At 64.7% G+C, this 22,052-nt stretch carries 22 protein-coding genes; 12 read left to right on the top strand and 10 right to left on the bottom strand.

Annotated features, from left to right (window positions below; translation table 11 throughout):
• Nucleotides 1-4: 4 nt before the first annotated feature.
• Nucleotides 5-241 (bottom strand): DUF3126 family protein, encoded by a 237-nt coding sequence (locus tag VGV37_RS01360; protein ID WP_326877806.1) that lies wholly within the window; start codon nt 239-241, stop codon nt 5-7.
• A 120-nt stretch (nt 242-361) separates the two neighbouring features.
• Nucleotides 362-1,906, bottom strand: coding sequence for a S10 family peptidase (locus VGV37_RS01355; protein WP_326877805.1), 1,545 nt, complete (start codon nt 1,904-1,906; stop codon nt 362-364).
• A 204-nt stretch (nt 1,907-2,110) separates the two neighbouring features.
• Here VGV37_RS01355 and serA point away from each other — a divergent pair, with 204 nt between their 5' ends.
• A complete protein-coding gene (gene serA, locus VGV37_RS01350; protein WP_326877804.1) occupies nt 2,111-3,352 on the top strand; it encodes a phosphoglycerate dehydrogenase in 1,242 nt (413 codons plus the stop codon).
• Nucleotides 3,353-3,426: 74 nt separating this feature from the next.
• Here the strand turns inward: serA and VGV37_RS01345 are convergent, their stop codons facing one another.
• Entirely contained in the window at nt 3,427-3,717 is a 291-nt protein-coding gene (locus VGV37_RS01345; protein ID WP_326877803.1) for a hypothetical protein, read from the bottom strand.
• An 89-nt stretch (nt 3,718-3,806) separates the two neighbouring features.
• Nucleotides 3,807-4,379, bottom strand: coding sequence for a hypothetical protein (locus tag VGV37_RS01340; RefSeq protein ID WP_326877802.1), 573 nt, complete (start codon nt 4,377-4,379; stop codon nt 3,807-3,809).
• A gap of 227 nt (nt 4,380-4,606) precedes the next feature.
• Here VGV37_RS01340 and VGV37_RS01335 point away from each other — a divergent pair, with 227 nt between their 5' ends.
• From VGV37_RS01335 to VGV37_RS01315, 5 genes are all read left to right on the top strand, one after another.
• On the top strand, nt 4,607-5,482 hold the full coding sequence (locus tag VGV37_RS01335) for a DUF3034 family protein (protein ID WP_326877801.1): 876 nt from the start codon (nt 4,607-4,609) through the stop codon (nt 5,480-5,482).
• Between the two features lie 17 nt (nt 5,483-5,499).
• Nucleotides 5,500-5,934, top strand: a complete 435-nt coding sequence (locus tag VGV37_RS01330; RefSeq protein ID WP_326877800.1) for a group 1 truncated hemoglobin — start codon at nt 5,500-5,502, stop codon at nt 5,932-5,934.
• Entirely contained in the window at nt 5,931-6,260 is a 330-nt protein-coding gene (locus VGV37_RS01325; RefSeq protein WP_326877799.1) for a cupredoxin domain-containing protein, read from the top strand. Before VGV37_RS01330 ends, VGV37_RS01325 begins: the two co-directional genes overlap by 4 nt.
• Nucleotides 6,261-6,346: 86 nt before the next feature.
• Nucleotides 6,347-8,716, top strand: a complete 2,370-nt coding sequence (locus tag VGV37_RS01320) for a putative bifunctional diguanylate cyclase/phosphodiesterase (RefSeq protein ID WP_326877798.1) — start codon at nt 6,347-6,349, stop codon at nt 8,714-8,716.
• Nucleotides 8,717-8,765: 49 nt separating this feature from the next.
• The gene (locus VGV37_RS01315; RefSeq protein WP_326877797.1) at nt 8,766-9,617 is read left to right on the top strand and encodes an alpha/beta fold hydrolase; all 852 of its coding nucleotides are present in this window, start codon (nt 8,766-8,768) and stop codon (nt 9,615-9,617) included.
• Between the two features lie 4 nt (nt 9,618-9,621).
• On the opposite strand, the gene VGV37_RS01310 is transcribed toward VGV37_RS01315, so the two are convergent.
• The 3 genes from VGV37_RS01310 to VGV37_RS01300 all read right to left on the bottom strand — a co-directional run bounded on the left by VGV37_RS01310 (nt 9,622) and on the right by VGV37_RS01300 (nt 12,670).
• On the bottom strand, nt 9,622-10,647 hold the full coding sequence (locus VGV37_RS01310; RefSeq protein ID WP_326877796.1) for a DUF2333 family protein: 1,026 nt from the start codon (nt 10,645-10,647) through the stop codon (nt 9,622-9,624).
• 72 nt (nt 10,648-10,719) lie between these two features.
• The gene (locus VGV37_RS01305) at nt 10,720-12,039 is read right to left on the bottom strand and encodes a hypothetical protein (RefSeq protein ID WP_326877795.1); all 1,320 of its coding nucleotides are present in this window, start codon (nt 12,037-12,039) and stop codon (nt 10,720-10,722) included.
• A 13-nt stretch (nt 12,040-12,052) separates the two neighbouring features.
• Nucleotides 12,053-12,670, bottom strand: coding sequence for a hypothetical protein (locus VGV37_RS01300; protein ID WP_326877794.1), 618 nt, complete (start codon nt 12,668-12,670; stop codon nt 12,053-12,055).
• Nucleotides 12,671-12,914: 244 nt separating this feature from the next.
• Here VGV37_RS01300 and VGV37_RS01295 point away from each other — a divergent pair, with 244 nt between their 5' ends.
• From VGV37_RS01295 to VGV37_RS01285, 3 genes are read left to right on the top strand one after another with little or no spacing between them, the layout of a single operon-like run.
• Nucleotides 12,915-13,280, top strand: coding sequence for an STAS domain-containing protein (locus VGV37_RS01295; protein ID WP_326877793.1), 366 nt, complete (start codon nt 12,915-12,917; stop codon nt 13,278-13,280).
• A gap of 13 nt (nt 13,281-13,293) precedes the next feature.
• Complete coding sequence (locus VGV37_RS01290) at nt 13,294-14,253, top strand: MBL fold metallo-hydrolase (RefSeq protein ID WP_326877792.1); 960 nt, start codon at nt 13,294-13,296, stop codon at nt 14,251-14,253.
• A gap of 8 nt (nt 14,254-14,261) precedes the next feature.
• Nucleotides 14,262-16,370 carry a CHASE2 domain-containing protein gene (locus tag VGV37_RS01285; protein WP_326877791.1) on the top strand — a complete coding sequence of 703 codons (2,109 nt, stop codon included), beginning with the start codon at nt 14,262-14,264 and terminating at the stop codon, nt 16,368-16,370.
• Here the strand turns inward: VGV37_RS01285 and VGV37_RS01280 are convergent.
• Both VGV37_RS01280 and VGV37_RS01275 read right to left on the bottom strand, forming a co-directional pair.
• Nucleotides 16,357-16,941 (bottom strand): OmpA family protein, encoded by a 585-nt coding sequence (locus VGV37_RS01280; RefSeq protein ID WP_326877790.1) that lies wholly within the window; start codon nt 16,939-16,941, stop codon nt 16,357-16,359. The two genes, VGV37_RS01285 and VGV37_RS01280, sit on opposite strands and share 14 nt — an antisense overlap.
• Nucleotides 16,941-17,393 (bottom strand): FecR family protein, encoded by a 453-nt coding sequence (locus VGV37_RS01275; RefSeq protein WP_326877789.1) that lies wholly within the window; start codon nt 17,391-17,393, stop codon nt 16,941-16,943. The genes VGV37_RS01280 and VGV37_RS01275 overlap by 1 nt, the downstream gene beginning before the upstream one ends.
• A 30-nt stretch (nt 17,394-17,423) precedes the next feature.
• Here VGV37_RS01275 and VGV37_RS01270 point away from each other — a divergent pair, with 30 nt between their 5' ends.
• On the top strand, nt 17,424-17,843 hold the full coding sequence (locus VGV37_RS01270) for an ATP-binding protein (RefSeq protein WP_326877788.1): 420 nt from the start codon (nt 17,424-17,426) through the stop codon (nt 17,841-17,843).
• Nucleotides 17,844-18,092: 249 nt separating this feature from the next.
• Nucleotides 18,093-19,631 (top strand): alkaline phosphatase family protein, encoded by a 1,539-nt coding sequence (locus VGV37_RS01265; RefSeq protein WP_326877787.1) that lies wholly within the window; start codon nt 18,093-18,095, stop codon nt 19,629-19,631.
• Nucleotides 19,632-19,669: 38 nt separating this feature from the next.
• Here VGV37_RS01265 and VGV37_RS01260 read toward each other — a convergent pair whose 3' ends face one another.
• Nucleotides 19,670-20,809, bottom strand: coding sequence for an ABC transporter substrate-binding protein (locus VGV37_RS01260; RefSeq protein WP_326877786.1), 1,140 nt, complete (start codon nt 20,807-20,809; stop codon nt 19,670-19,672).
• A 192-nt stretch (nt 20,810-21,001) separates the two neighbouring features.
• Here VGV37_RS01260 and VGV37_RS01255 point away from each other — a divergent pair, with 192 nt between their 5' ends.
• Nucleotides 21,002-21,916, top strand: a complete 915-nt coding sequence (locus VGV37_RS01255; RefSeq protein ID WP_326877785.1) for a LysR family transcriptional regulator — start codon at nt 21,002-21,004, stop codon at nt 21,914-21,916.
• The last annotated feature ends 136 nt before the right edge of the window (nt 21,917-22,052 follow it).

Below are 22,052 nucleotides of genomic sequence, written 5' to 3'. Positions count from 1 at the left end.
GCGATCAGCGCCGCGGCGGGGCGACCGGTGCCGGCGGCAGATCCTCTTCCAGGATCGTCATGTGCAGTGCCCACGAGACCTCGCCGTCATCCTCGTCGCGATGCAGCACGCCGAGGAACTCGTCGCCGATGCGCACTTCGACCGGAGCGTTACGCTTGGCGGGAGGATCGATGCAGATGCGCTTGTTGTCGAAGGTGCGCCGCAGATAGTCCTGCACGCGGGCGATGTCGGTCGGATTCATGAGCTTCGTCCTCGTCTAAACGGCCGGTCCTATAGCATTTGGGGATGCGGCTTGGCGCTGACCATTGCCGGGACCCTCGCCCGCGTCACGGGCACGGCTCCGCTCCCTCAAGGAAAACGATCAGGTGCCCGCGACCAGGGCGCGGAAATCGGTCATGAGCGCGTCGAATGACGGCTCGTGCACATACATCATGTGACCGGCATCGTAGTAGCGCATCGTCACGCGGCCGGCATCGATGCCGTTGCCGGCGACGGTGTTCTCGACCGCGAAGAACGGCGTCGCCAGGTCATAGAGACCGTTGGCCATCAGGATGCGGACCCCGGCGTTTTCGCGCTGGATGCGGCCCAGCTCCGGCGCGACGTTGACGTAGCCGGGCCAACTCGTCTGGTTCTCGTTCCTGGGGCCGTGCCAATCCCATTTGGTCAGCGCCGTGCGATTGAACACGACATAGGGCCGGTCCATCTCCACCGCCAGCGTCCGGCCGAGGTAGTCGTTCATCGCCGAGACATAAGCGCTGTCGATCGCATAGGCGGACGGGTCGTTGTCCGGCCATTCGCCGACCTGGTCATAGTCGCGTCCCTGGTAGCGCGTGTCGAACCGGCCGAGCACGATCCCGCGATCGCGCAGCAGTTCCTTGCGGAAGCGTGCCGGATCGATGCGCAGGTTCGATCGGTCGAGCCAGGCCTCGCCGAGGCCGGAATAGCGGGAAAGCTTGCGCAGCACCCGTTTGCGCCGGGCCGGATCCAGCCGGCTGCCGGCCAGGAGCGCCGGCGCATATTCCTCGATGGCGAAGGTTCGGACTTCGTCGAGGAAGCTCGCGCGGTCCTTCGGCACCGGGGCGACCAGGCCGTAGTGATGGGCGGTCGCGGCGTAGGTCGGCAGATAGCTGACGTCGGGCAGGGTATTGCCCTTCTCGAAGCGCGCGGTATGGAAATCCAGGATGACCGAGATCAGCGCCAAGCCGTTGAATGCGACACCGGACAGGCCGCCCTGCAGCTTGCCCGCGACCGCCACCGCGCGCGTCGTGCCGTAGCTTTCGCCACAGAGATAGCGCGGCGAGGCCCAGCGCTTGTTCAGGGTCAGCCATCTCTTGATGAAATCGGCGATGATGCCGGCATCGCCGTCGAGGCCCCAGGCCTCCTCGACCTTCGTCTCGCCCAGCACCTTGCTGTAGCCGGTGCCGACCGGGTCGATGAATACCAGATCGGTCTGGTCGAGCGGGCAGAGCGGATTGTCCACGACCTCGTAGGGGCCGGCGCCGGCGCCGGTGCCGTCGCCCGGCACGACGATCCGCCGCGGCCCGAACGCCCCCATATGCAGCCAGAGCGATGCCGAGCCCGGCCCGCCGTTGAACAGGAAGGTGACGGGACGTTTCGCCGGGTCGGTGGCGCCGTCGCGGATGTAGGCGAACGTGAACAGGCTGGCGCGCGGCTTGCCATCGACGTCGACGACCTGGGTCTCGCCGGATGTCACGCCGTAGCTGAGCCTGGTGCCGTGGAAGATGCCCTCGTGCTGCGTGACGAAGCGCTTGGGCGGGGCGACCGGCTCCTTGTCGGACTTGGCCGTATCCGACTTGGCCGCATCCGGCGTGGCGGCATCGGATTTCTTGTCGGTGCCATCGAGGGCGAGGGGTGGGGAGGCCGGACGGTCGTCTGGGAACGGCATTGGGGAGGCGGTCCTTCGTGCAGCGCTCGGGCGCGCGGATTTGCCTGGAGCTTGCCCCCGGTGGCCGGGCGCGCACAAGCGCCAACCCATCCTGCAGTGCAGCGGAGCCCTGCGTCGGTTTCATTTGAGTTGCCGCTGCGAGGATGGATACTCGCTGCCCACGGTGCACCAGCCTCCAGGCCTTTCCTCGATTCGGGACGTTCCATGACCAAACTGTCGCTCGCCAAGGACAAGATCCGCGTGCTGCTGCTGGAGGGAGTGCACGATTCGGCCGTGCAGGCGCTGGCCTCGAGCGGTTACACCAATGTGGAACGGCTGCCGAAGGCGCTTGACGAAGAGGACCTGATCCAAAGGGTCCAGGGCGTCCATCTGCTGGGTATCCGCTCGCGCACCCAGATCACCGACCGGGTGCTGGACGCGGCGGATCGGCTGGTGACGCTCGGCTGTTTCTGCATCGGCACCAACCAGGTCGACCTGGCCGCCGCGCGCCGGCGCGGCATTCCCGTGTTCAACGCACCCTTTTCCAACACCCGCAGCGTCGCCGAGCTGGTGATGGGCGAGATCGTCATGCTGATGCGCGGCATTCTGCCCAAGAGCGACGCGGCCCATCGCGGCCAGTGGATCAAGTCCGCGGCCAATAGCTGGGAAGTCCGCGGCAAGACGCTCGGCATCGTCGGTTACGGCAACATCGGCGCGCAGCTGGGCATTGTCGCCGAATCCTTCGGCATGCGCGTGCTGTACCATGATCACACCGACAAGCTGCCGCTCGGCAATGCCCGAGCGGCCAAGAGCCTCAAGGCGCTGCTGGCCGATTCCGATGCGATTTCGCTCCACGTGCCCGAGACTTCGGAGACGGCGGGCATGATCGGCGCGGCCGAGATCCAGGCCATGCGCAAGGGCGCGTTCCTGATCAATGCTTCGCGCGGCACGGTCGTCGATCTGGACGCCGCCGCGGCGGCGTTCCGGAGCGGGCATCTGCTGGGGGGTGCGTTCGACGTGTTTCCGGTCGAGCCGGCCGGTGTCGAGGAAGAATTCGTCTCGCCGTTGCGCGGGCTGTCGAACGTGATCCTGACCCCGCATATCGGCGGCAGCACGGCCGAAGCGCAGGAGCGGATCGGCGTCGAGGTCGCGCGCAAGCTGGCCGACTACAGCGACGTCGGGTCCAGCCTGGGTGCCGTCAACTTTCCCCAGGCCCAGTTGCCGATCCGCCCGGCCGGCACGCGTTACCTGCACATCCACCAGAACGTACCGGGCCTGCTGGCCCGCACGGTCGAGGTATTCTCGACGAGAAACGCCAACATCACGGGTCAATATCTGCAGACCCAGGGTGAAATCGGCTATTCGGTGATCGACGCGGAAGGCGATTTCGACACCGGCGAGGTGCTGGACGCGCTGCGTGCCATCCCCGGCACCTTGCGTGCGCGGTTCCTGTTCGAGAAGCGCTGACCCCGGACAGCAAGCCGGCGCGGCCCCGTTCGGGACCGCGCCGGCTGATCGGCTAGGCGATCTTGCGTCGAAGATCAGTCGTCGCTGCCCGACGTCGTGGTCTTTTCCGTATGGGTCGTCTGGGTGACCGACGGCGCCACGACCGACGGGGTCGTGACCTTGGCGCGCTTGGTCTCTTCGGTCATGACGCCGTTCTGGTCGGACACCGAATGCTCGGTCCGCGTGGTCGTGCTCACCGGCGGCGGGGCGACGACGACAGGGGCCTGCGTCGTGGTCGTCGTGCTGGTCGAGCTGTTATAGTCTTGAGCCAGGGCCATGCCGGAACTCATGACGAGAGCGGCGCCGGCCAAAAGAATCTTATTCATTCGTTCTCTCCAGGTTGGGACGCGCTAGTGCGCTTCGAAATCTTCAACCCAACCCGTAAGAGCCCATCGGGTTCCGAGAAATTGTCCATCTATTGACGTGGGCGGCTTTGAAAGGCCTCGAACGCATCGCCGTGGGCGGCGAGGCCCTTTTCCAGCATGGCGCGCATCAGATTGTCGCCGAGCCGAGCCGCACCGACGAGAACGTCCGGTGCCACACCCAGCGTTTCCGCCAGGATGCCGGCCCGCACCGCCGGCTCGACCGAGTCGAACACGCCCCGGCATTTGACGATCGACAGGCCGGCCGCGAGTTCCTTGTCGCCATGCTCGATCAGAATGCGTGCGGCAACGCCATGGGCCACGAAATCGAGGATGCCGGGCGCCAGGCGACCGACCTTGAGCAGCATCTGCTCGGCCGCCGACCGATCGACCCGCGGCGCATTGGTATAGGGAGCCGACTGCTTGAGACGGGGATAGAGATCTGTTCGCTTGCTGTCGGAACGCAGCTTCCATTCGGCTTCGGTAAAGAGCTGACCCTCGGGAAACTCTGTCTCCGCACCGCTCTGGGATGAACAATAAACGATGCCGTTGTCGACCTCGTCGACGAAATAGCGGCGGCCATCGCTCGTATAGGCGATGGTGCCAAGGCGGAACTTCGAGGCCATCGGCCTTAAATCCTTTCGGAGAGGAACGGGGACCGGCTGGGTTTTCGTCCCGCTTCGATCATGGGGATATTCGGCTACCGCACGATGGCACGGGACCGGGCTGATTGTTAAAGATTTCCGCCGCAACAATGTCGTGTGCGCACGGACGTTAACTCTATTTTGATCCCTGGGCGCCATGAATGGTGCCCATGCACGTTCGACACATCCTATCTTGTTTCGCGCTATCCATGCTGGTGATTCCGGCGATGGCCGCCACCCAGGACGCCGCGGATCCTTCCGCCGACGAGCCGGAACGCGTACGTCCGCTGTTCGACGAGGGCAAGCTGCTGGCGACCGGCGGCGTCAGCCAGGTCGAGGGAGCGGGCGGCGGCGGTTTAGCGACCTGGGCCGTCATCGGCGGCTACGGCACGGCCGACGGCATCGGCATCACCGCGCATGAAACCTTCGTCGGGCTGCGCAGCTTCAACCTGAATTCGGCCGGCGTGGCCGTCGGGCTCTATGACCGGGTGGAGCTGTCGTATGCCCACCAGTCGTTCGATACGCGCGCGACCGGCGCGGCGCTCGGGCTCGGCAAGGGCTTCACTTTCGACGAGAACGTCGTCGGCGCGAAGCTTCGCCTGTTCGGCCAGCTCGTATACGACCAGTCCTGGTTGCCGCAGACGGCGATCGGCCTGCAGTACAAGTCGAACGATCGGGGCGACATCCTGAAGGCGGTCGGCGCCAAGGATACCGATGGCGTCGACTTCTATGCGGCGGCGACCAAGCTGCTGCTGTCGGAAAGCGTACTGGTCTCCGGCACGTTGCGCATGACCAAGGCCAACCAGTTCGGCATCCTGGGCTTCGGCAGCGCCAAGGATGACAGCTACCAGCCGGAGTTCGAAGGCTCGGCCGCCTATCTGATCTCGAAGCGTTTTGCGATCGGCGCAGACTATCGGACCAAGCCGAACAATCTCGGCTTTGCCGAACAGAACGCCTACGACCTGTTCGCGGCCTATTTTCTCGACAAGCATGCGTCGCTGACCCTGGCCTACGTCGATCTTGGAAGCATTGCGACCCGGAAAGACCAGGACGGCGTCTACGCCTCCCTGCAGCTGGGCTTCTAACGATGGGCAGAGGAAAGATGCCAACGTCGATCACCCGCTTCGCTCCCGTTCTCGCGGGACTGGCGCTCCTTGCCGTCGCACGCCCCGGTCTCGCCGAAACGACCCTCTATGACGACATGGGCGGTCAGGCCGGCGTGACGGCCCTCGCCGGCGACATGATCGACAACGCGCTCGCCGACGACCGCATCAAGATGATCTTCGAGGATGTCAACATTCCTCGGCTGAAAGGACTGATCTACGAGCAATTCTGCATGCTGACCGGCGGCGGCTGCGAGTACAAGCGGCGCTCGATGCACGACACGCACGCGGGGCTCAACCTGCACGAGGCCGATTTCAACGCCCTGGTCGAGGATCTCGAGGCGGCGATGGATCGGCGGAGCCTGCCCTGGAGTACCCAGGCGAAGTTCCTGGCCATTCTCGCCCCGATGGAACGCCAGATGGTGAAGCCGTGAGCACGCGTACCAAGGTCCTGCTGGGCGTAAGCTGCGCCATCGTCCTGCTGGCGTTCGACGCCTTTGCGGCGGAAACCTTGGTCATCTCGCAGAAAAAGCGCACGTTCAATCCAAGCGAAATCGAAATTCACAAAGGCGATACGCTTCACATCGCGAACGACGACCAGTTCACCCATCAGGTTTTCGTCGACAATGCCGGCTTCAAGTTCGAATCCGCGGAAACCGACCCGGGCACCAGCGTCGATATCAGGTTCACGACATCTGGAAGTTTCGACGTCTTTTGCCATATCCACCCGAAGATGAAGCTCCACGTCACCGTCCAATGACGTCACCCGCCCGCTCTTCGCCCATCGAAAGAACAGGGGAAAAGCTCTTGTATCGGTTTGGCCTGTCTCGATCGATCCGGAGCAGGATGCTTCTGGCCTTCCTCGGGATGAGCGCCATCACCGGGGCGCTGGGCGTGTGGGGCACGATCGAGATTCGCGAGGTCGGCCAACTCGGCATCGAGACCTACGATCGCCCGCTGATGGCGATCAACTATGCCCGGGCGGCGAACACGATGTTCGAGCAGATGGGCAATCCGATGCTCGACGGCAAGGTGAGCGCGCCCGACGCCGATGATCCCGAGGAGAGCTTTTTCGAGGACCTGGATGTGGCCGAAGCCCGGGCATCCTCGCCCGAGGCGGCGGCCGAAGTTCGTCACGTGCGGACCCTGGCCCAGGCGTGGCTCAGCCAGAAGAACACTTCGGGCGACCGCAACGGCGGGGATGCCCTGCGCCTGTCGAACGAATTGCGCGCCGGCTTCGATCGATTGATCGAGAAGATGGCGGCCGATGGCTTCGCCAACCGGCAGCAGACGACGGCGGTGACCGGTCGGGCAAACCGCACGAGCGGCGCCCTGACGATCGCGGCGATTCTGGTTTCGCTGGTATTGGCGTTCTTCCTATCCCGGCGGATCGTGCGCCCGCTGTCGTCGGCTGCGGCCGTGGCCGATCGCATCGCTTCCGGCGAACTCGACGCCGCCATTCCGCCAGGCGGCACCGACGAGGCCGGCGCGCTGCTCGGCTCGATGACCGTGATGCAACAGCGCATCAGCCAGATGGTGGCGAAGGAGAAAACGCAGCGGCGCTTCGCCGAAGGCCGTCTCGTCGAGGCGTTGGAATCCTCGACCGAAGCCATGATGCTGCTCGACCGGGAAGGCATCATCCTGGTCTGCAACAGCCGGGTCGAGGAATTGCTGGGGCACGCCGGGCACGGGGTGAAGGACGGTGACCGGTTCGTCGATACCGTCGCCGGCGGCGACGCCGCCCGGGCGGCCCGGCTTTGCGTGCCGGGCGAATTGCAGCTGGCGGATGGGCGGTGGCTCAAGATCAGCCGGGAAGAAACGGTCGATGGCAATGCCTTCCTGATCTGGAGCGACATCACGCTGCAGAAGAATTACGAGCGAAAGCTCGAGGCGACCGCCTATGAAGATCCGCTGACCGGCGTCAACAACCGGAACTACTTCCTGCAGCTTCTGGATGGCCTGCCGACAACGGCGCCTCACGCGGTCGTCGTGGTCAACATCGATCGCTTCCGTCGCGTCAACAACGCGTATGGTTCGCGCATCGCCGACAGGGTGCTGATCGAAATCGCCCATTTCCTTCGGACCCTGGTCGGCCCCGACGAGAATTGCGCACGCATCGGCGCCGACGAGTTCGCCATGCTGCTCGACGCGACCGATCCCGCTCGCGCGGCCCGGCTGACCGATCGTCTGGCCGCCGCCTTTCCCATGGTGTTGTCGATCGAAGAGCGGACCATAACGATCGACGTCAGCGTCGGCTTTGCGACGAGCGAGCCCGAGGGCAGTGCCGCCCAGGACCTGCTGACCTCGGCCCGTGCGGCCCATGAACAGGCGAAGCGAGCCGGCGGCGGCCGTATCAAATTCTTCGATGCGACCCTGCGCGAGGAAAGCCGCAGCAGGCTGCTGATCGAGTCGGACTTGCCGGACGCGATTCGCAATCGCGACATCCAACTGCATTATCAGCCGCTGATCGATCTGAAGAGCGGCCGGCTGAGCGGGTTCGAGGCGCTCGCGCGGTGGATGCATCCTCAACTCGGCCAAATTCCACCGGGCCGGTTCATTCCGATCGCCGAGGAGAGCCGGGCGATCCTCGACCTCGGCAAATATGTGCTCGACGCGGCGGCGAACCAGGCGAAGAACTGGGTCTCGAACCGGACGCTGGACCAGCGCTTCACGGTCGCCGTCAACCTGTCGCCGAGACAGATCGCCGATCCGACCAACGCCCGCGAGATCCTGCATTATCTCGACCGCGATCCGGCCGCGGCCCATCTACTGAAGCTCGAGGTCACCGAAGGCGTCCTGCTCGACGATCCGGCCGGCATGGTCCAATTGCTGCGCGATTTCAAAGGCCGCGGCGTCGAATTGTCGCTCGACGATTTCGGCACCGGCTTCTCGTCGCTCAGCTACCTGCATCGCTTTCCGTTCGACGTGCTGAAGATCGACCGGTCGTTCGTGATCGAGATCGTCGACAATCCGGATGCGCTGCGGCTGGTCCAGACCATCATCGAACTGGGCCAGGACCTCGGCCTCGAACTGGTGGCGGAGGGCGTCGAGACGGCGGAGCAGGCGAAGATTCTGCAGTCGCTCGGCTGCGATATCGGCCAGGGGTATTATTTCTCCCGTCCGGTCAATCTGGAAACCGCGACCCTGCTGTTCGACGAGCGTCGCGACTGGACCTCGTACGATCAACCGGACCTGAAGCGCGTCGCCGCATCCTAGTCATCCCTGTGAGCGGGATGATGCGCTAGCATCGGCCGGGGAGGACGTCATGGAATTCACGCAGCGGCAGATCGCCGTCGGAGACGGGCAGGCCATTCAGATGCGGCTGTTCGCGCCGCCGGGCCGGATCAAGGCCGGCGTGCTGATCGCGGCCGCGATGGGCGTGTCCCAGACCTTCTACGCCGCGTTCGCCGGCTGGCTCGCCGCCCAAGGCTTCCTGGTCGCGACATTCGATTATCGCGGCATCGGCCTGTCGCGCCGCGGCGGACTTCGAGACCTGGACACCGACATTCTCGCCTGGGCCCGGCATGATTGTGCCGCCGCCATCGCGGCGATGGACGAGCAGATCGACGGTCGGCCGCTCTATTGGATCGGCCATAGCCTGGGCGGCCAGATCCTGCCCTTCGTTCCGGGCAATGACCGTGTCGCCAAGATGGTGACGATCGCGACCGGCAGCGGCTACTGGCGCGAGAACGCGCCTCGGCTCCGGCGAATGGCATGGTGGCTCTGGTACGTCGCGGCGCCGGTGGCGACGACGATCTGCGGCTATTTCCCCGGCCGGCGCCTGCGCAAGGTCGGCGACTTGCCGGCCGGCGTCATGTGGCAATGGCGCCGTTGGTGCCTGGATCCGGACTATGCGGCGGGTGCCGAGGGGCCGGACGCACGCCAAGCCTACGCAGCACTGGCGCTGCCGATCGTCTCGCTCTCCTTCACCGATGACGAATTCATGTCGGCGCGCAACACCGAAGCGCTTCACGGCAGCTATTCGGGCGCGCCGCGCCGCATGAAACGCCTGGCGCCCGCCGAGGTCGGTGCCCGGCGCATTGGCCATTTCGGCTTCTTTCGTCGGGACTTCGAAGACACGCTGTGGCGCTGCCACCTGCTGCCGGAACTCGTCTGACGCGCTATTTGCTGATCGTGTCGGTCAGCACGCTCAAGAGCGCGTCGGCGCGGCCCAGCAGATAGCCCTGCCAGACGAGGTCGTTCGGCACCATGCTGTCGCCCCGCTCGCCATTCGCCGGCCAATATTTCTTGTAGGTCGCGGCGACCCTGAGCGTCCCGATCATGTCCTGCCACTGGTCGCCGACCCGCTTCGCCTCGATCACGTCGTGGAAATCCGTGCCGATGGCGTCGAGGATCACGTAATAGGCGTAGAGGCGGCCCTTGGTCGCGTAGAACACTTGCGAGGCGCGGCTGTCGAAGTAGCCGCCGTTCGTGCTGACCATGGAGCGTTCGGCGTCGGTCATGTGCTGCATCTGGGCCGGCGTATAGTCGGTCGGCTCCAGTACCGTCAGGCCGATGATGGCGCTCTGGCTCTGCAGGTCCTTGTTGATGCGGTCGAGGAACAGCGACAGGTTCGCCGGGATCTTGTCGAAGCGGGCTTGCCCCGCGCCCAGGCGGCGATTGTAGGAATTCAGGAATTCGACGCCGTGCTCGTACTGCGGCACTGAGCCGTTCGAGGTGACCAGCGACCAGATCGCCGGATCGAAGCTCAAGGCGCCCTTGGCCTTGCGCAGGTCCGGGTCGGTGTCGCCCGCACCACGGTCGCGGCCCAGCAGATCCGCCATCTCGCCGGCGAAGCGCGAGACGGCATATTGCTCGCCCATCTGGAAGTTCTTCATGTTCGAACTGTAGGCGAGCGGATGGTACCAGAGGCGGCTCGGCGCCCAGGTGCCGTCGTGGATCTCCGCATCCATCAGGGTCGCCGCCATGGCGACCGCCCGGCTGCCGCCCTGGACCTCGAACGCGGGATTGGGCTTGAGGTCGGGGTCGTCGGCGATCTGGTATTCCGCCAGATAGACGATCAGGAACGGTGCGAAGATCACCAGGACGCCGGCCGCGACCCAGCCGGCCTTGCCGAAGAACGAGCGTTCCCGTCGCCAGTCGGCATACCGCGTGCCGACGGAGTCGAAGAAACTTGCGATGGTCATGGGAAGACGCCTTGGACGAGGATGGGTGTCGCGGTCCCACTATAGATGGTACCGAACCGCTCCGACACAAAGTCAACCGATCAGACCGAGGCCTTCGCGTCGCAGCTTGTCGGCATCGTCCGGGTTGCTGGCCAATTCCGTCATGCGTACGGCCCAATAGAGTTCCAGCATCGCGGTGCCGCGGTCGCGCATCCTGCCGGCACGTCCGGCAATCGTTTCGAACAGCGTGTCGACCTTACGGCGAACCTCCGCCACGATCCTGCCGAGCAGACTGGCGACCGCCCTGTCGAGCCCGATCTGTGCCGCGAAACTCTGGCATTTGCGCAGGGCGAGGATGCCGTTCTCGGTCTCGACCAGGATCTCGTACGGTGCTTCGGCGCCGATCTCGACCGCCGCCGCCACCTTGCCCTGCACATCGTCCAGCAATTGCGTCACTGCGGCTTTGGCGATCTTGCGCGCGTCGCCGATCTGCCGGCGCATTCCCGGGTCGTTCCTGAGTGTTTTTTCGATCGCGGTAAAGCCGGCGACCAGGGCGCGAGCCCCGTCGGCCACGGCGATCGGATCGCCACGGTGCACGGTTTCCAACCGACGCGCCGCGCAACCCACGTCGCTCACGATCAGGCGCGCGAGGCGATCGAAGACCTGTGCCCGGTCGGACGCCGGCAGGCCCAGGGTCAGGCCCATGAAGCTCTTGAGAAAATCGATGGGCTTCGCCATCCGCACCATCACCGCAAGCACCAGTACGTAGGTCCGCTCCGGATCGCCGGCCGCGTGGCGGGCGATGACGCGCCGGACCAGCCCCATCTGCTCGTCGCCCAGGGGAGAGATCGGCCGGGCCGGCAACTCCTCCTTCAGGATTTCGATCGCATCGGCGACCTGGCACAGCGTGGCGATCTCGATCAGTTCGGCGTGGAGGGCGGCATCGGGACCGAGGGCGCGTGCGGCCTTGGCCGGGCCGGCCGCGAGTTCGGTCAGCACGCCGGCAACCCACGGCCAGAGCCTTCGGGCGACGGCCCGCTGTCCGGCACGGTCGTCGGCCTTGACCCGCCGCAGCGTCGTTTCGAGCTGCCTGCGCGTCTCGTTATTGGCGGACTGGACGACATGGCGCCAAAGCGCCGCGGGCAGATGGCGGGGTAACAAGCCGTTGCCGGGAGAGGCCTGTCCATCGACCATCAGGTCTTCGAGCGGAAGGTAGAACAGCCTTTGCAGGTTCGGCTTGCGTCGCGGTCGCGCCTTGACCAGGCGCGGGCGGACGTGATCCAGCACTTGCTGGATTCCGGGCAGGTCGCGGATTTCCTCGAGCAGGAGCGCCACCTCGCCGAACTTCGCCTCGGAGGCCCGTTCGAGCGGCAGCTTCAATCCATCGATGATGGCGACCGTATCGACCGGCATCGGCGCCCTGCGATCAGACGGGCGTGGCGGACTTGCGTCGACGGCGGATCGCCATCACGCCAAATCCCACCAGGCCGACGCCGAACACGGCGATCGAAACCGGCTCCGCGACGTTGTTGGCGGCAAAGGCAGCGGTGAGGGGCCGGAAGTCGAAGTTCGCGAAGATGTTCCCGGAGACCGTGCCGCCGGCCGAACTGAGATCGCCGAGGCTCAAGCCGGTCACGGCCAGGGTCTCGGTGCCGAGATTGAAATTCACCGGAGCGGCGCTGCCGACGACCAGTGAGTCGACCGGCCCGGTGCTGGACCAGGACCAGGGCAGCAGGATGCTCTTTGTCTGGGTGCCGATCGTCGCGGTGAAGCTGCTCGTGAAACCCGATGGCGCCTGAGTACAAGCATAGCAATTCGGGCCGACCGTGAATGAATAGGTCCCGATCTCGACCGGCGTGGCGGCGTTGGTATTGACGATTCCCGACAGTCCGGTGACGGTGAAGCTGTCGTAGTCCGTCTGAAATTCCGCGCCGATACCGGTAATCGAGTAACCGGTCGTCGAGAAATTGATGGGATCAGCATTGGCGCTGCCAATGAAGGCTAGGAATGTGCCAGCAAGAGCGAGTATTTGTCCAAACTTCATGGCGCGCTGCTTTCGCATGAAAAATAACATTAAATGCAATATAAGTGAAGATCCGTGAAATAACGGTTAAGTTGCGCTCGAAAAACTTCATTAATAGATTCTGAACTTGAGAACGTCCTCTGGGACTCGATCGGGGGCGCGCAGCAGGTCACGGCCGTTCCAGAGGGGAATCCCTATTCCGCGAAAATTGCGATAGGGTTGGTCGCAAGGATGGTCAGTCGTACGTCGTGGGAGCGGCCGGTCGATGAAGTGCAGCGTAACGAACCTTGGCGATGCCGTGCTGATGACGGCGGCGGGCCGGATCGACCTGTCCAACGCCGAAGCCTTCAAGGATGCGCTGTCCGCGGCGCTGGCCACGGCCAAGTCCGCGCTCGTCATCGACCTTGCCGGGGTCGATTACATCAGCAGCGCCGGGTTGCGCTCGCTCATGATCGTGTTCAAGGCCGGCAAGGGGCAGGGCAAGGCGTTCGCCATCGCGGGGTTACAGCCGCTGGTGCTCGAGATCTTCACGATCAGCCGGTTCAACCTGGTTTTCCCGCTGTTCGGCAAGGTCCGCGAGGCGATCGAGAAGCTGGTCCCGGACGCGCTCCCGGAATTCGACGCCCATTGAATCGAGGCCGCCGATGCAAGTCACCTTCTGGGGCACTCGCGGCTCGCTGCCGACCCCGCTCACCGGCCGGGCGGTGCGCCGCAAGCTGGTCAACGCCCTGGTCAAGGGCGCCGGCCGCGGGCTCGACACCGCAGAAAAGGCCGAGGCGTTCTGTGCCGAGGAACTGAGCTTCGCCGAGGCCGGGACCTATGGCGGCAACTCGTCCTGCGTCCAGGTCGACCTGGGCGGTCCGGATTATCTGCTGTGCGACCTCGGCTCGGGCGCCCGGGAATTCGCCTTGTCCATGCTGGCGAAGCATGGTCCGGGCAAGCCGCAGACCTATCACGTGCTGATGTCCCACGTGCATTGGGACCATATCATGGGGTTCCCGTTCTTCATCCCGGCCTTCATCCCGGGCAATCGCATCCGCCTCTATAGCTGCCATCCGAAGCTCGAGCAGGCCATTCGAGCGCAGAGCCACGAGCCGTGTTTCCCGGTCGAGTTCAGCGCGCTGCCATCGAGTATCGAATTCGTGGCACTCGAGCCCGGCAGGCCGTACGAGATCTGCGGCGCCACCGTGACCGGACGGCTGCAGTTGCACGGCAATGATTCCTACGGCTATCGCATCGAACAGGGCGGCAGGATTTTCGTCTATTCGACCGACGCCGAGCACAAGCCGGAAGACATGGCCGAAATGGAGAGCACGGCCGCCTTCTTCCAGGCCGCCGATCTCGTCGTGTTCGACGCGATGTACTCCCTCGCCGATTCCATCACGATGAAGGAAGACTGGGGCCATTCCAGCAACGTGCTGGGCGTGGAACTGTGCCAGATGGCCGGCGCCAAGCGGCTGTGCCTGTTCCATCACGAGCCGGTCTACGACGACGAGCGGATCGACAGCATCTTGGCTGAGACCATCCGCTTCGAGGAAATCACCCGGTCGGGCGAGCCCGTGCAGATCGACGCGGCCTACGACGGCCTGGTGATCGACCTCTGACCGCCGGTGTGGGCGCAATCGCCCGATCCTTCGGCGGGCTGATCCGGGGCTGGGGCCGTCATGCCGCGGGCCTGGTCCTGTTGCTGTTCCTCGTCCTGCAAGTCTTTGCCGGATCGACCTTCGACGGACCGCGCCGTGCGCTGTTCGATCTCTATCAACGCGCCATGCCGCGGCGCCTGGACTCGACTCCGGTCGTCATCGTCGCGATCGACGACGCCAGCCTGGCGACCGTCGGACAATGGCCATGGCCCCGCCAGATCGACGCCAACCTGATCACGAAGATCCTGGCCGGTCATCCGGCCGCCCTCGGCATCGATCTGATCTGGCCCGAGCCCGACAAGCAGTCGCCCGAGCAGTGGATCCAGCAGGCCGGTCCATTGCCGCCCGCCATCGATGCGGCCCTACGGGAGTTGCCGAGCCACGACGCCTTGCTGCAGACCGCACTCGCCGCCGGGCCGGTCATGGTCGGGCTGGGCGGGGTCGATCGCGGCGGTGGCCAGAAGGACAGCGGAAAGCTCGCGCCGATCCGTCTGCTCGGCAAAGACTTCGATCCGTCGACGATCCTGCCGAGCTTTCCCGAGGCCCTGCGGAGCATTCCCGAGCTCGATCGCGCAGCCGCCGGCCATGGCGTGCTGTCGGTCGATGCGGATTCGGACGGCGCATTCCGTCATCTGCCGTTGATTTCCGTGATCTCCGGCCGCCTGGCGCCGTCGCTCGGCCTGGAGATGCTGCGGCTCGCCGCCCAAGCGCCTTGGATCGATCTGCGCCTGGGCGATCACGCGGTCCTGGAAGCAACCGTCGGACCGGTGACCATCCCGACCGAGCCGGACGGCAGCGTCTGGATCGATTTCTCCCCCCATGACGCGCGGCGCTTCGTCTCGGCCGCGGACGTCCTGTCCGGCCGGGTCCCGGCCGATACGTTCGACCAGCGGCTGGTCCTGATCGGCGTCACCGGTCTGGGGCTGACCGACCAGCGCATGACGCCGCTTGGCCCCATGCCCGGCACCGAGATCCATGCCCAGCTGCTGGAGAACATCATCGACGGAGCCTTTGCGCGCCGCACGCCCTGGGCTGCGGCGGCGGAACCGCTGCTGACCGTCGTCCTGGGCCTGTTCCTGATCGTGGCACTGCCGGCCATACGGCAGCGCTGGCAGGCCCTGGCGGCAATCCTGCCCATGGCGCTTCTCGCCATCCTCGGCTTCGGACTCTGGCACCAGGCGTTGCTGCTGCTCGACGTGGCGACCCCGATGATCGGCCAGGTTCTCGTCCTGGCGGCATTGTTGGGCGGTAGCCTGGCCGAGGCCGATGCCCAGCGCCGCCGGCTACGCCACGAGCTGGAGGTGCGCCGGCTGGCCGCGGCGAAGGCCGATGGCGAACTGGCGGCCGGCCGCCGGATCCAGATGGGCATCCTGCCGACCGCCGCCAGCGTGGTCGACGATCGCCGGTTCGACCTGGACGCGCTGATGGTCCCGGCCCGGGAGATCGGCGGCGACCTCTACGACTTCTTCAAGATCGACGAAGACCACCTGTTCCTCGCGGTCGGCGACGTCAGCGGCAAGGGCGTGCCGGCCAGCCTGTTCATGGCGCTCGGCAAGTCGCTGTGCAAAAGCTGCGCATTGCGCGGCGAGACCGATATCGGCGCCATCGTCAACCGGGCCAACGCCGAGATCTCGCGTGACAATCCCGAGATGCTGTTCATCACCCTGTTCGCCGGCATCCTGAACGTCGCGACCGGCGAGTTGCGCTTTTGCAACGCCGGACACGACGCGCCGCTGCTGGTCCGCGCGGGGACGGCCCCGCAAACGATCGAGGCGGAGGGCGGGCCGCCGCTCTGCGTGCTCGAGGATTTTCCTTATGCGACCGAGACCTGCCAGCTGCAGCCCGGCGATCTCCTGTGCCTGATGACCGACGGCGTGACCGAGGCGATGACCGGGCAGGGCGCACTCATGGGCCGGAACCGGGTTGAGGCGCTGCTGGCCGGAATCGTGCCGCACGCCAGCGCCAAGACCGTGATCGAACAGCTTCAGGCGGCGGTCGCCACCTTCGTCGATGGTGCCGAGGCGTCGGACGACCTGACCATCCTGACGATCCGGTGGACTGGCTCTAGCGCACCGTGATTTCGACGCGCCGGTTGCGCGGCTCGGCGACCTGATCCTTGGTCGGAACCAGCAGCTCGCGCTGCCCACGCCCGACCGCGATCACCGAGTCCGGCTTCAGGCCCCGGTCGACGAACAGCTTGGAAACCGATTTGGCCCGGGCCAGCGACAGCTTGTCGTTATAATCGGGCGCACCCATCGTGTCGGTATGGCCGGTGACCACGATTTCCGATGCCTTGCGCCGCGCGATCTCGGCGAAGACATCCTCGAACGCGGCGCGCGAGTCGGGCACCAGTTCGTTGCTGTCGGCCATGAAATAGAGCGTGTAATCCTTCGGTGGGATCGGGCGCGCGGCCAGGGTCTTGCCGAAGATCTGGTCGATTTCCTTGGGATCGACCGTCACGGGCTTGGCATCGTCGCCCGCTGCGGCATAGGCCTTGTCGAGCAGGATCTTGCTGTCGCCATGCTGCACCACGACGCCGCCGATATGGCCGTCGGCCGCGGGCAGGACAACGACCAGATCGTTGCTGGCGCAGGCGGCCAGCAACGTGAAGCCCAGCGCCGGCGCCAGGCGACGAAGGAACAGGATCATCAGCTATTCCCGTCGGCACGAACCACGAACTCGGTGCCGCGCACGCCCAGCAGGGCGGCCGGCGTCCGGATATGCATCGCCTCGGGCGTCTGATGCACGATCTGACCGGATTTGACGGCGAGCGTGCCCTTCTGGAGCGACGAGTTGAACACGCCATCCTCGGTCGTCGTGTCGAAGCGGAACTGGTCGAGCGCCAAGCGGCTATCCGGGCCCAGCGACATCATGCTGTTATCGGCGAAGGTGATGCCGACGGTCCCGTCTGGCGCCGTCACGATCGTGTCGGCCTGGAAGACGTGATCGCCGATCGCGATCGCCTGGGCCTTGCCGCCACGCTCCACCGTCACGGCGCCGGTTTCGGTCTTGATCTGTCCGATCGGATCGTCAGCCCAGGCGGCGAAGGGCATCATGACCAGGAGGAGGGCGATGACGCGTCCGGATGTCATACTGCGCATTGGAACGTTCCCAAGGGAGAGAGGGTGGCGATGCCGACCGATCTTGAAGTGAGTTTCCCCGCCACGACGAGCGGCATGGTTGCCGCGCTGGAGACGATAGAACATTCCGGTCTCGCGTGGAACCTCGGCCCTGACCAGATCGGGCGCCTTCGGATCATCGTCGAGGAGCTGTTCTCGAACACGATCAAATATGGCTACGGGCGGGAGTGCGATTACCCCGTCCGGCTGCGCCTGGAGATGGCGCCGGTCCTGACGCTCACCTACGAAGACGACGCGGCGCCGTTCGATCCGACGCTGTGGAAACCGGCCGAGGCCATGGAGACGCCCGACCAGCGGCCCGAGGGGCAGGCCGGCATCAAGATGGTCCTGGGCCTGAGCGTCACCGCGATCTATCGGCCGCGGGCTGGCGGCAATTGCCTGGTGATCACGCTGGCATCGCCTTCCCTTTGACGAAGAGCCTCCCGTCCGATTCTTTGGCCGATCGGAGATCTTGCGGGCGGAGGACCACTAGATCCGTACGGCCGGCGCGGTGGCGCGTGCCGCTGAACCGGTCCTGGATGGCAGCGCGTCGGCCACAAGGAAACGCAACCCATAAGAAATCGGTCATCTGGCCGTCATTGCCGGCCTTTACCCTGCCCGATCTGAAGCCATGGGACAGGGCAAGGGGCGGGCAGAATGTTGTTTTTCGCGAAAAATCGGGTGACGCTGCTCTGGACGGCATCCGTCCTGATCCTGTCGGGCCTCGCAGCCTCCGGAGAGGCGAAGGCGCAGGCCACGCCAATCAAGCACGTGGTCGTGATCTTTCAGGAGAACGTCTCCTTCGATCACTATTTCGCGACATACCCGCAGGCGCTGAATACGCCGAGCGATCCGGCCGGCACGCCGCAATTCACGGCCCTGCCGAACACGCCGTCGGTCAACGGCCTGGGACCCGCCGGTTCCAACACGACACTGCTGACCCACAATCCGAATTCGGCGCAGGCCTATCGCCTGAGCCCGGCCGATGCCGTCACCTGCGACAACGACAATGCGTACGATGCCGAGCAACTCGCCGCCGACAAGGGGCTGCAGGATCAGTACCCGCAGGCGACCAGCGCGCAGCCGACCGCTACGAACACCGCGACCCAGAAGCCGTGCGATGCCAATCTGGCGATGGCGTACTACGACGGCAACACGGTGACCGCGCTGTGGAACTATGCGCAGCACTACGCGATGAGCGACAATTTCTACGGCACCGAATTCGGCACCACGGTGATGGGCCATCTGAACCTGCTGTCGGGCCAGACCCACGTCAACGTCACCGGCAACCCAGCCAACGATCCGAAGCCGGTCACCGGCTTCGTCCAGAACGGCTCGGTCATCGCCAACGTCAGCAGCGCACTGGAGGATTGCCCGTCCAAGAACGAGCCTACGGTGACCATGACCAGCAAGAACGTCGGCGATCTGCTCAATCAGCAGAACGTGACTTGGGGTTGGTTCTACGGCGATTTCCCGACCGCGCCCACGACCAAGGGCGGGACGTGCCCCAGCGCCTACAACAACCACTACGACCCGTTCCAATATTACGCGTCGACCGCCAACCCGCATCATCTGCCGCCCAGCTCGATCGCGGCGATCGGCACCAGCGGCGACCAGGCGAACCATCAGTACGGCCTGGGCTCGCTGACCGCCGCGCTGAACGGCGGCACGTTGCCGTCGGTCGTCTTCATCAAGGCACCTTCGACCCAGACGGGCCATCCGCAAAAGTCGGATCCGCTGTCGGAACAGGAATTCCTGGTCTGGACCATCAACGAGTTGCAGGCGAGCCCGTTCTGGAAGGACATGGCGATCTTCATCACCTACGACGATTCGGACGGCTGGTACGACCATGCGCTGGCGCCGGTCGTGAACGAGTCGCTCGATCCCGCCTACGATCATCAATGCGCCGGCCCGCTCGCCGCCACGGCCTACAACGACCGCTGCGGCTATGGCCCGCGCCTGCCGCTGCTGGTGATCTCGCCTTTTGCCAAGCGCAACTATGTCGACAGCGCGCTCACGGACCAGACCTCGGTCCTGCGCTTCATCGAGACCAACTTCGGCCTGGACTATATCGACGGCCCGACCGCCCCGCCGGCCGGCCAGGCCTCGTTCGACCGTATCGCAGGTTCGCTCGGCGGTCTGTTCGATTTCGTCGATGCGCCCAACACCAGGCCGCTGGTGCTCAATCCGGCAACCGGCGTGGTGATGACCTCGAACTAAATGATCTTCGTGAAGGACGGGTGATTGGGGGCGTCTTGTCAGGTGCCTACCTTGCCGATCACGACGACTTTGCCGCCGCGCAAGCCGACGATCTGCATTGGGGTATGTGAGTGATTGTGAGCATCCATCGCGTAGGTTCCCCCTAGCCGTGTCGGCATTTGAGAAGATTTAAGCGCTCGCTGAATATCCGCGGGCTTGTCCGAATTCGCACGGCGGGTCGCGTCGACAACCAGACGGGTCGCCTCATAGGCGAAGAGAGACCGTTGTGTCGGCACCAGACCATAGTGAGAGCTATACGCTTGAACGAAATCTTGAACGTCGGGCGTGTCATCGGCGGGCATGAATACGGATATGCTCAAAGCTTTATCGAGACCGCCAGATGAGACGAATTGTGGAGAGACGGCGCCGACCGCCGCAGCGAAATCAATTCGACCAGCCAGCGGAATGCCCCCTCCATCTTGTTCATAGGCGCGAAAGAACATGGCGGTCGAGGTACTGAGGAGGATAACGACCCGATCGGGCTGCAATGCCTTGAAGCGCAGGACAGTCGGCGCGAAATCCGCTGTCCCTTTGGCGGCGAGCTCATTGGCGAGAATCTTGATTCCGACAACGGAGGCCGCCTTCTCCATGGCCGTTGCGTTAGCGCGGTTGAAATCATTGTCATCGGCGAGGATTGCTACGCTGGCGACTCCCTGCTTCTTCAACCACCCCATCATGCCGCCGGCGACATCGCCGTCGGAGGGGCTCGTCTTGAACGAATAGTCGTTACCGCCGACACCAGATGCATCGACAAATTCCTGACCCGCCGAAATATCGATGACGAGCGGCACCTTCGCCTCGTTCGCGATCGGCATGATCGCGCGGGTGACAGGCGTCGCGAGCGCGCCCAGCAGCACCGACACGTGCTGCTGTTCGATCAGCCGCTTGACTGCGGCGACACCGGCCGCAGGATCGGCGGCATTGTCGCCATAGAACGCCTCGACCGGCCGGCCGAGCACGCCACCGGCCTCGTTGATCCGTTCGAGGGCGAGTGCGATACCATATTGCTCGCTCTGCCCAAAAGCCGCATTGGAGCCGCTCAGGATAGTGGTCACGCCGATACGCACGGGCTCGACGGCGATGGCCGGACTGACGGCCAGGAAATAGCCCATTATCAAGATGGCCGGTTTGATCTGCATCGATGTTTTCCTTGAACCACGCCGAGGGAAAGCTGCACGGCGCGTAGCGTCGTCGCGCGTTGGGCGGAGAGTTTGGCGATCTTCGGCGTCCGGCCAGTGCAAAGAGGAGCCGCTCACTATTTAAGGCTTGCCTCACGAGTCGATAATCTGGCTAGAACTGAATTCAGTTCCTACTGCCAGTTGGAAATCGCCGTGCTTGATCGCATCACCGGAATGCAGGTTTTCTCTCGCGCCGCGCAGGCAGGGAGCCTTTCTGCAGCCGCTCGGCAACTCGGCCTGTCTCCTGGCATGGCGACGAAACACCTGGATGCCCTGGAAGGGCGTCTCGGCGTGCGGCTGTTCCAGCGGAGCACCCGCAAGCTCAATCTGACCGGCCCCGGTCAGCAATATCTCGAGGCGTTGGCACGGCTCCTTCCAGAATTGGACGAAGCCGAGGCGATGATCGCCTCCCAACGTGTCGAAGCAACGGGCCTTCTTCGGCTCAATGCGCCTCTGTCTTTCGGCGTTCGCTATCTGGCACCGCTCATCCCGGCCTTCGCCAAAATGCATCCGAACGTCACTGTGGATCTCGGCCTCAATGATCGCATCGTCGATCTGATGGACGAGGGATGGGATTTGACGATCCGGGTCGGCCGGCTCAGGGACAGCCGCCTCGTGTCGCGCAAGCTTGCCGACAGCGAGATGGTCGTCTGCGCGGCCCCGCGTTATTGGGACCAGTGCGGACGGCCCAGGCGGACGGTGGAGTTGAGCAACCACAATTGCATGGGATTTTCGATCTCCGACATCGCACACCCCGACGAATGGTCATTTGGACGCAATCGGGACAACCGGGTGCCGGTGAAGGGCAGCATGCGCGCCAATAACGGCGATGCCCTCGTGGCTGCTGCCGTCGCTGGACTGGGTGTTCTCTACGAGCCCGAGTTCATCGTCGCGGATACCATTCGCCGGGGGGATCTCGAACCCGTCTCGCTCGATTTTCCCACGGCCGATCTCGGGGGAATTCACATCGTCTACTCGCCCGACCGAGCGCCACCGGCGAAAGTCAGGGTCATGATCGACTTCCTCGTTGCCTCTTTCGGCCCCAAACCGCCATGGGCGATCCTCTAGAGCGCGTTCGTTCTTAGCTGAATCGGGATTCCCCCCGGCTCGAAAATCTGATTCAACATGACTGCTGGAGACGGAGGCCAGCAGTCATGGCTTGTCCCTATTCGAGTGATCTTCGCGAGCGCGTCGTAGCGTCGGT

Origin of the sequence: Aliidongia sp. (genome assembly GCF_035943795.1) — a bacterium.
Taxonomy (GTDB): domain Bacteria; phylum Pseudomonadota; class Alphaproteobacteria; order ATCC43930; family CGMCC-115725; genus Aliidongia.
The sequence above is the reverse complement of the archived record's forward strand: the minus strand, read 5'-3'. Positions and strand labels throughout refer to the sequence as shown.

Bases quoted from the DNA above. Each gene is read 5' to 3' on its own strand.
- VGV37_RS01360 (WP_326877806.1), bottom strand. From the start codon at position 241: ATGAATCCGACCGACATCGCCCGCGTGCAGGACTATCTGCGGCGCACC.
- VGV37_RS01355 (WP_326877805.1), bottom strand. From the start codon at position 1,906: ATGCCGTTCCCAGACGACCGTCCGGCCTCCCCACCCCTCGCCCTCGAT.
- serA (WP_326877804.1), top strand. From the start codon at position 2,111: ATGACCAAACTGTCGCTCGCCAAGGACAAGATCCGCGTGCTGCTGCTG.
- VGV37_RS01345 (WP_326877803.1), bottom strand. From the start codon at position 3,717: ATGAATAAGATTCTTTTGGCCGGCGCCGCTCTCGTCATGAGTTCCGGC.
- VGV37_RS01340 (WP_326877802.1), bottom strand. From the start codon at position 4,379: ATGGCCTCGAAGTTCCGCCTTGGCACCATCGCCTATACGAGCGATGGC.
- VGV37_RS01335 (WP_326877801.1), top strand. From the start codon at position 4,607: ATGCTGGTGATTCCGGCGATGGCCGCCACCCAGGACGCCGCGGATCCT.
- VGV37_RS01330 (WP_326877800.1), top strand. From the start codon at position 5,500: ATGCCAACGTCGATCACCCGCTTCGCTCCCGTTCTCGCGGGACTGGCG.
- VGV37_RS01320 (WP_326877798.1), top strand. From the start codon at position 6,347: ATGCTTCTGGCCTTCCTCGGGATGAGCGCCATCACCGGGGCGCTGGGC.
- VGV37_RS01315 (WP_326877797.1), top strand. From the start codon at position 8,766: ATGGAATTCACGCAGCGGCAGATCGCCGTCGGAGACGGGCAGGCCATT.
- VGV37_RS01310 (WP_326877796.1), bottom strand. From the start codon at position 10,647: ATGACCATCGCAAGTTTCTTCGACTCCGTCGGCACGCGGTATGCCGAC.
- VGV37_RS01305 (WP_326877795.1), bottom strand. From the start codon at position 12,039: ATGCCGGTCGATACGGTCGCCATCATCGATGGATTGAAGCTGCCGCTC.
- VGV37_RS01300 (WP_326877794.1), bottom strand. From the start codon at position 12,670: ATGAAGTTTGGACAAATACTCGCTCTTGCTGGCACATTCCTAGCCTTC.
- VGV37_RS01295 (WP_326877793.1), top strand. From the start codon at position 12,915: ATGAAGTGCAGCGTAACGAACCTTGGCGATGCCGTGCTGATGACGGCG.
- VGV37_RS01290 (WP_326877792.1), top strand. From the start codon at position 13,294: ATGCAAGTCACCTTCTGGGGCACTCGCGGCTCGCTGCCGACCCCGCTC.
- VGV37_RS01280 (WP_326877790.1), bottom strand. From the start codon at position 16,941: ATGATCCTGTTCCTTCGTCGCCTGGCGCCGGCGCTGGGCTTCACGTTG.
- VGV37_RS01275 (WP_326877789.1), bottom strand. From the start codon at position 17,393: ATGCGCAGTATGACATCCGGACGCGTCATCGCCCTCCTCCTGGTCATG.
- VGV37_RS01270 (WP_326877788.1), top strand. From the start codon at position 17,424: ATGCCGACCGATCTTGAAGTGAGTTTCCCCGCCACGACGAGCGGCATG.
- VGV37_RS01260 (WP_326877786.1), bottom strand. From the start codon at position 20,809: ATGCAGATCAAACCGGCCATCTTGATAATGGGCTATTTCCTGGCCGTC.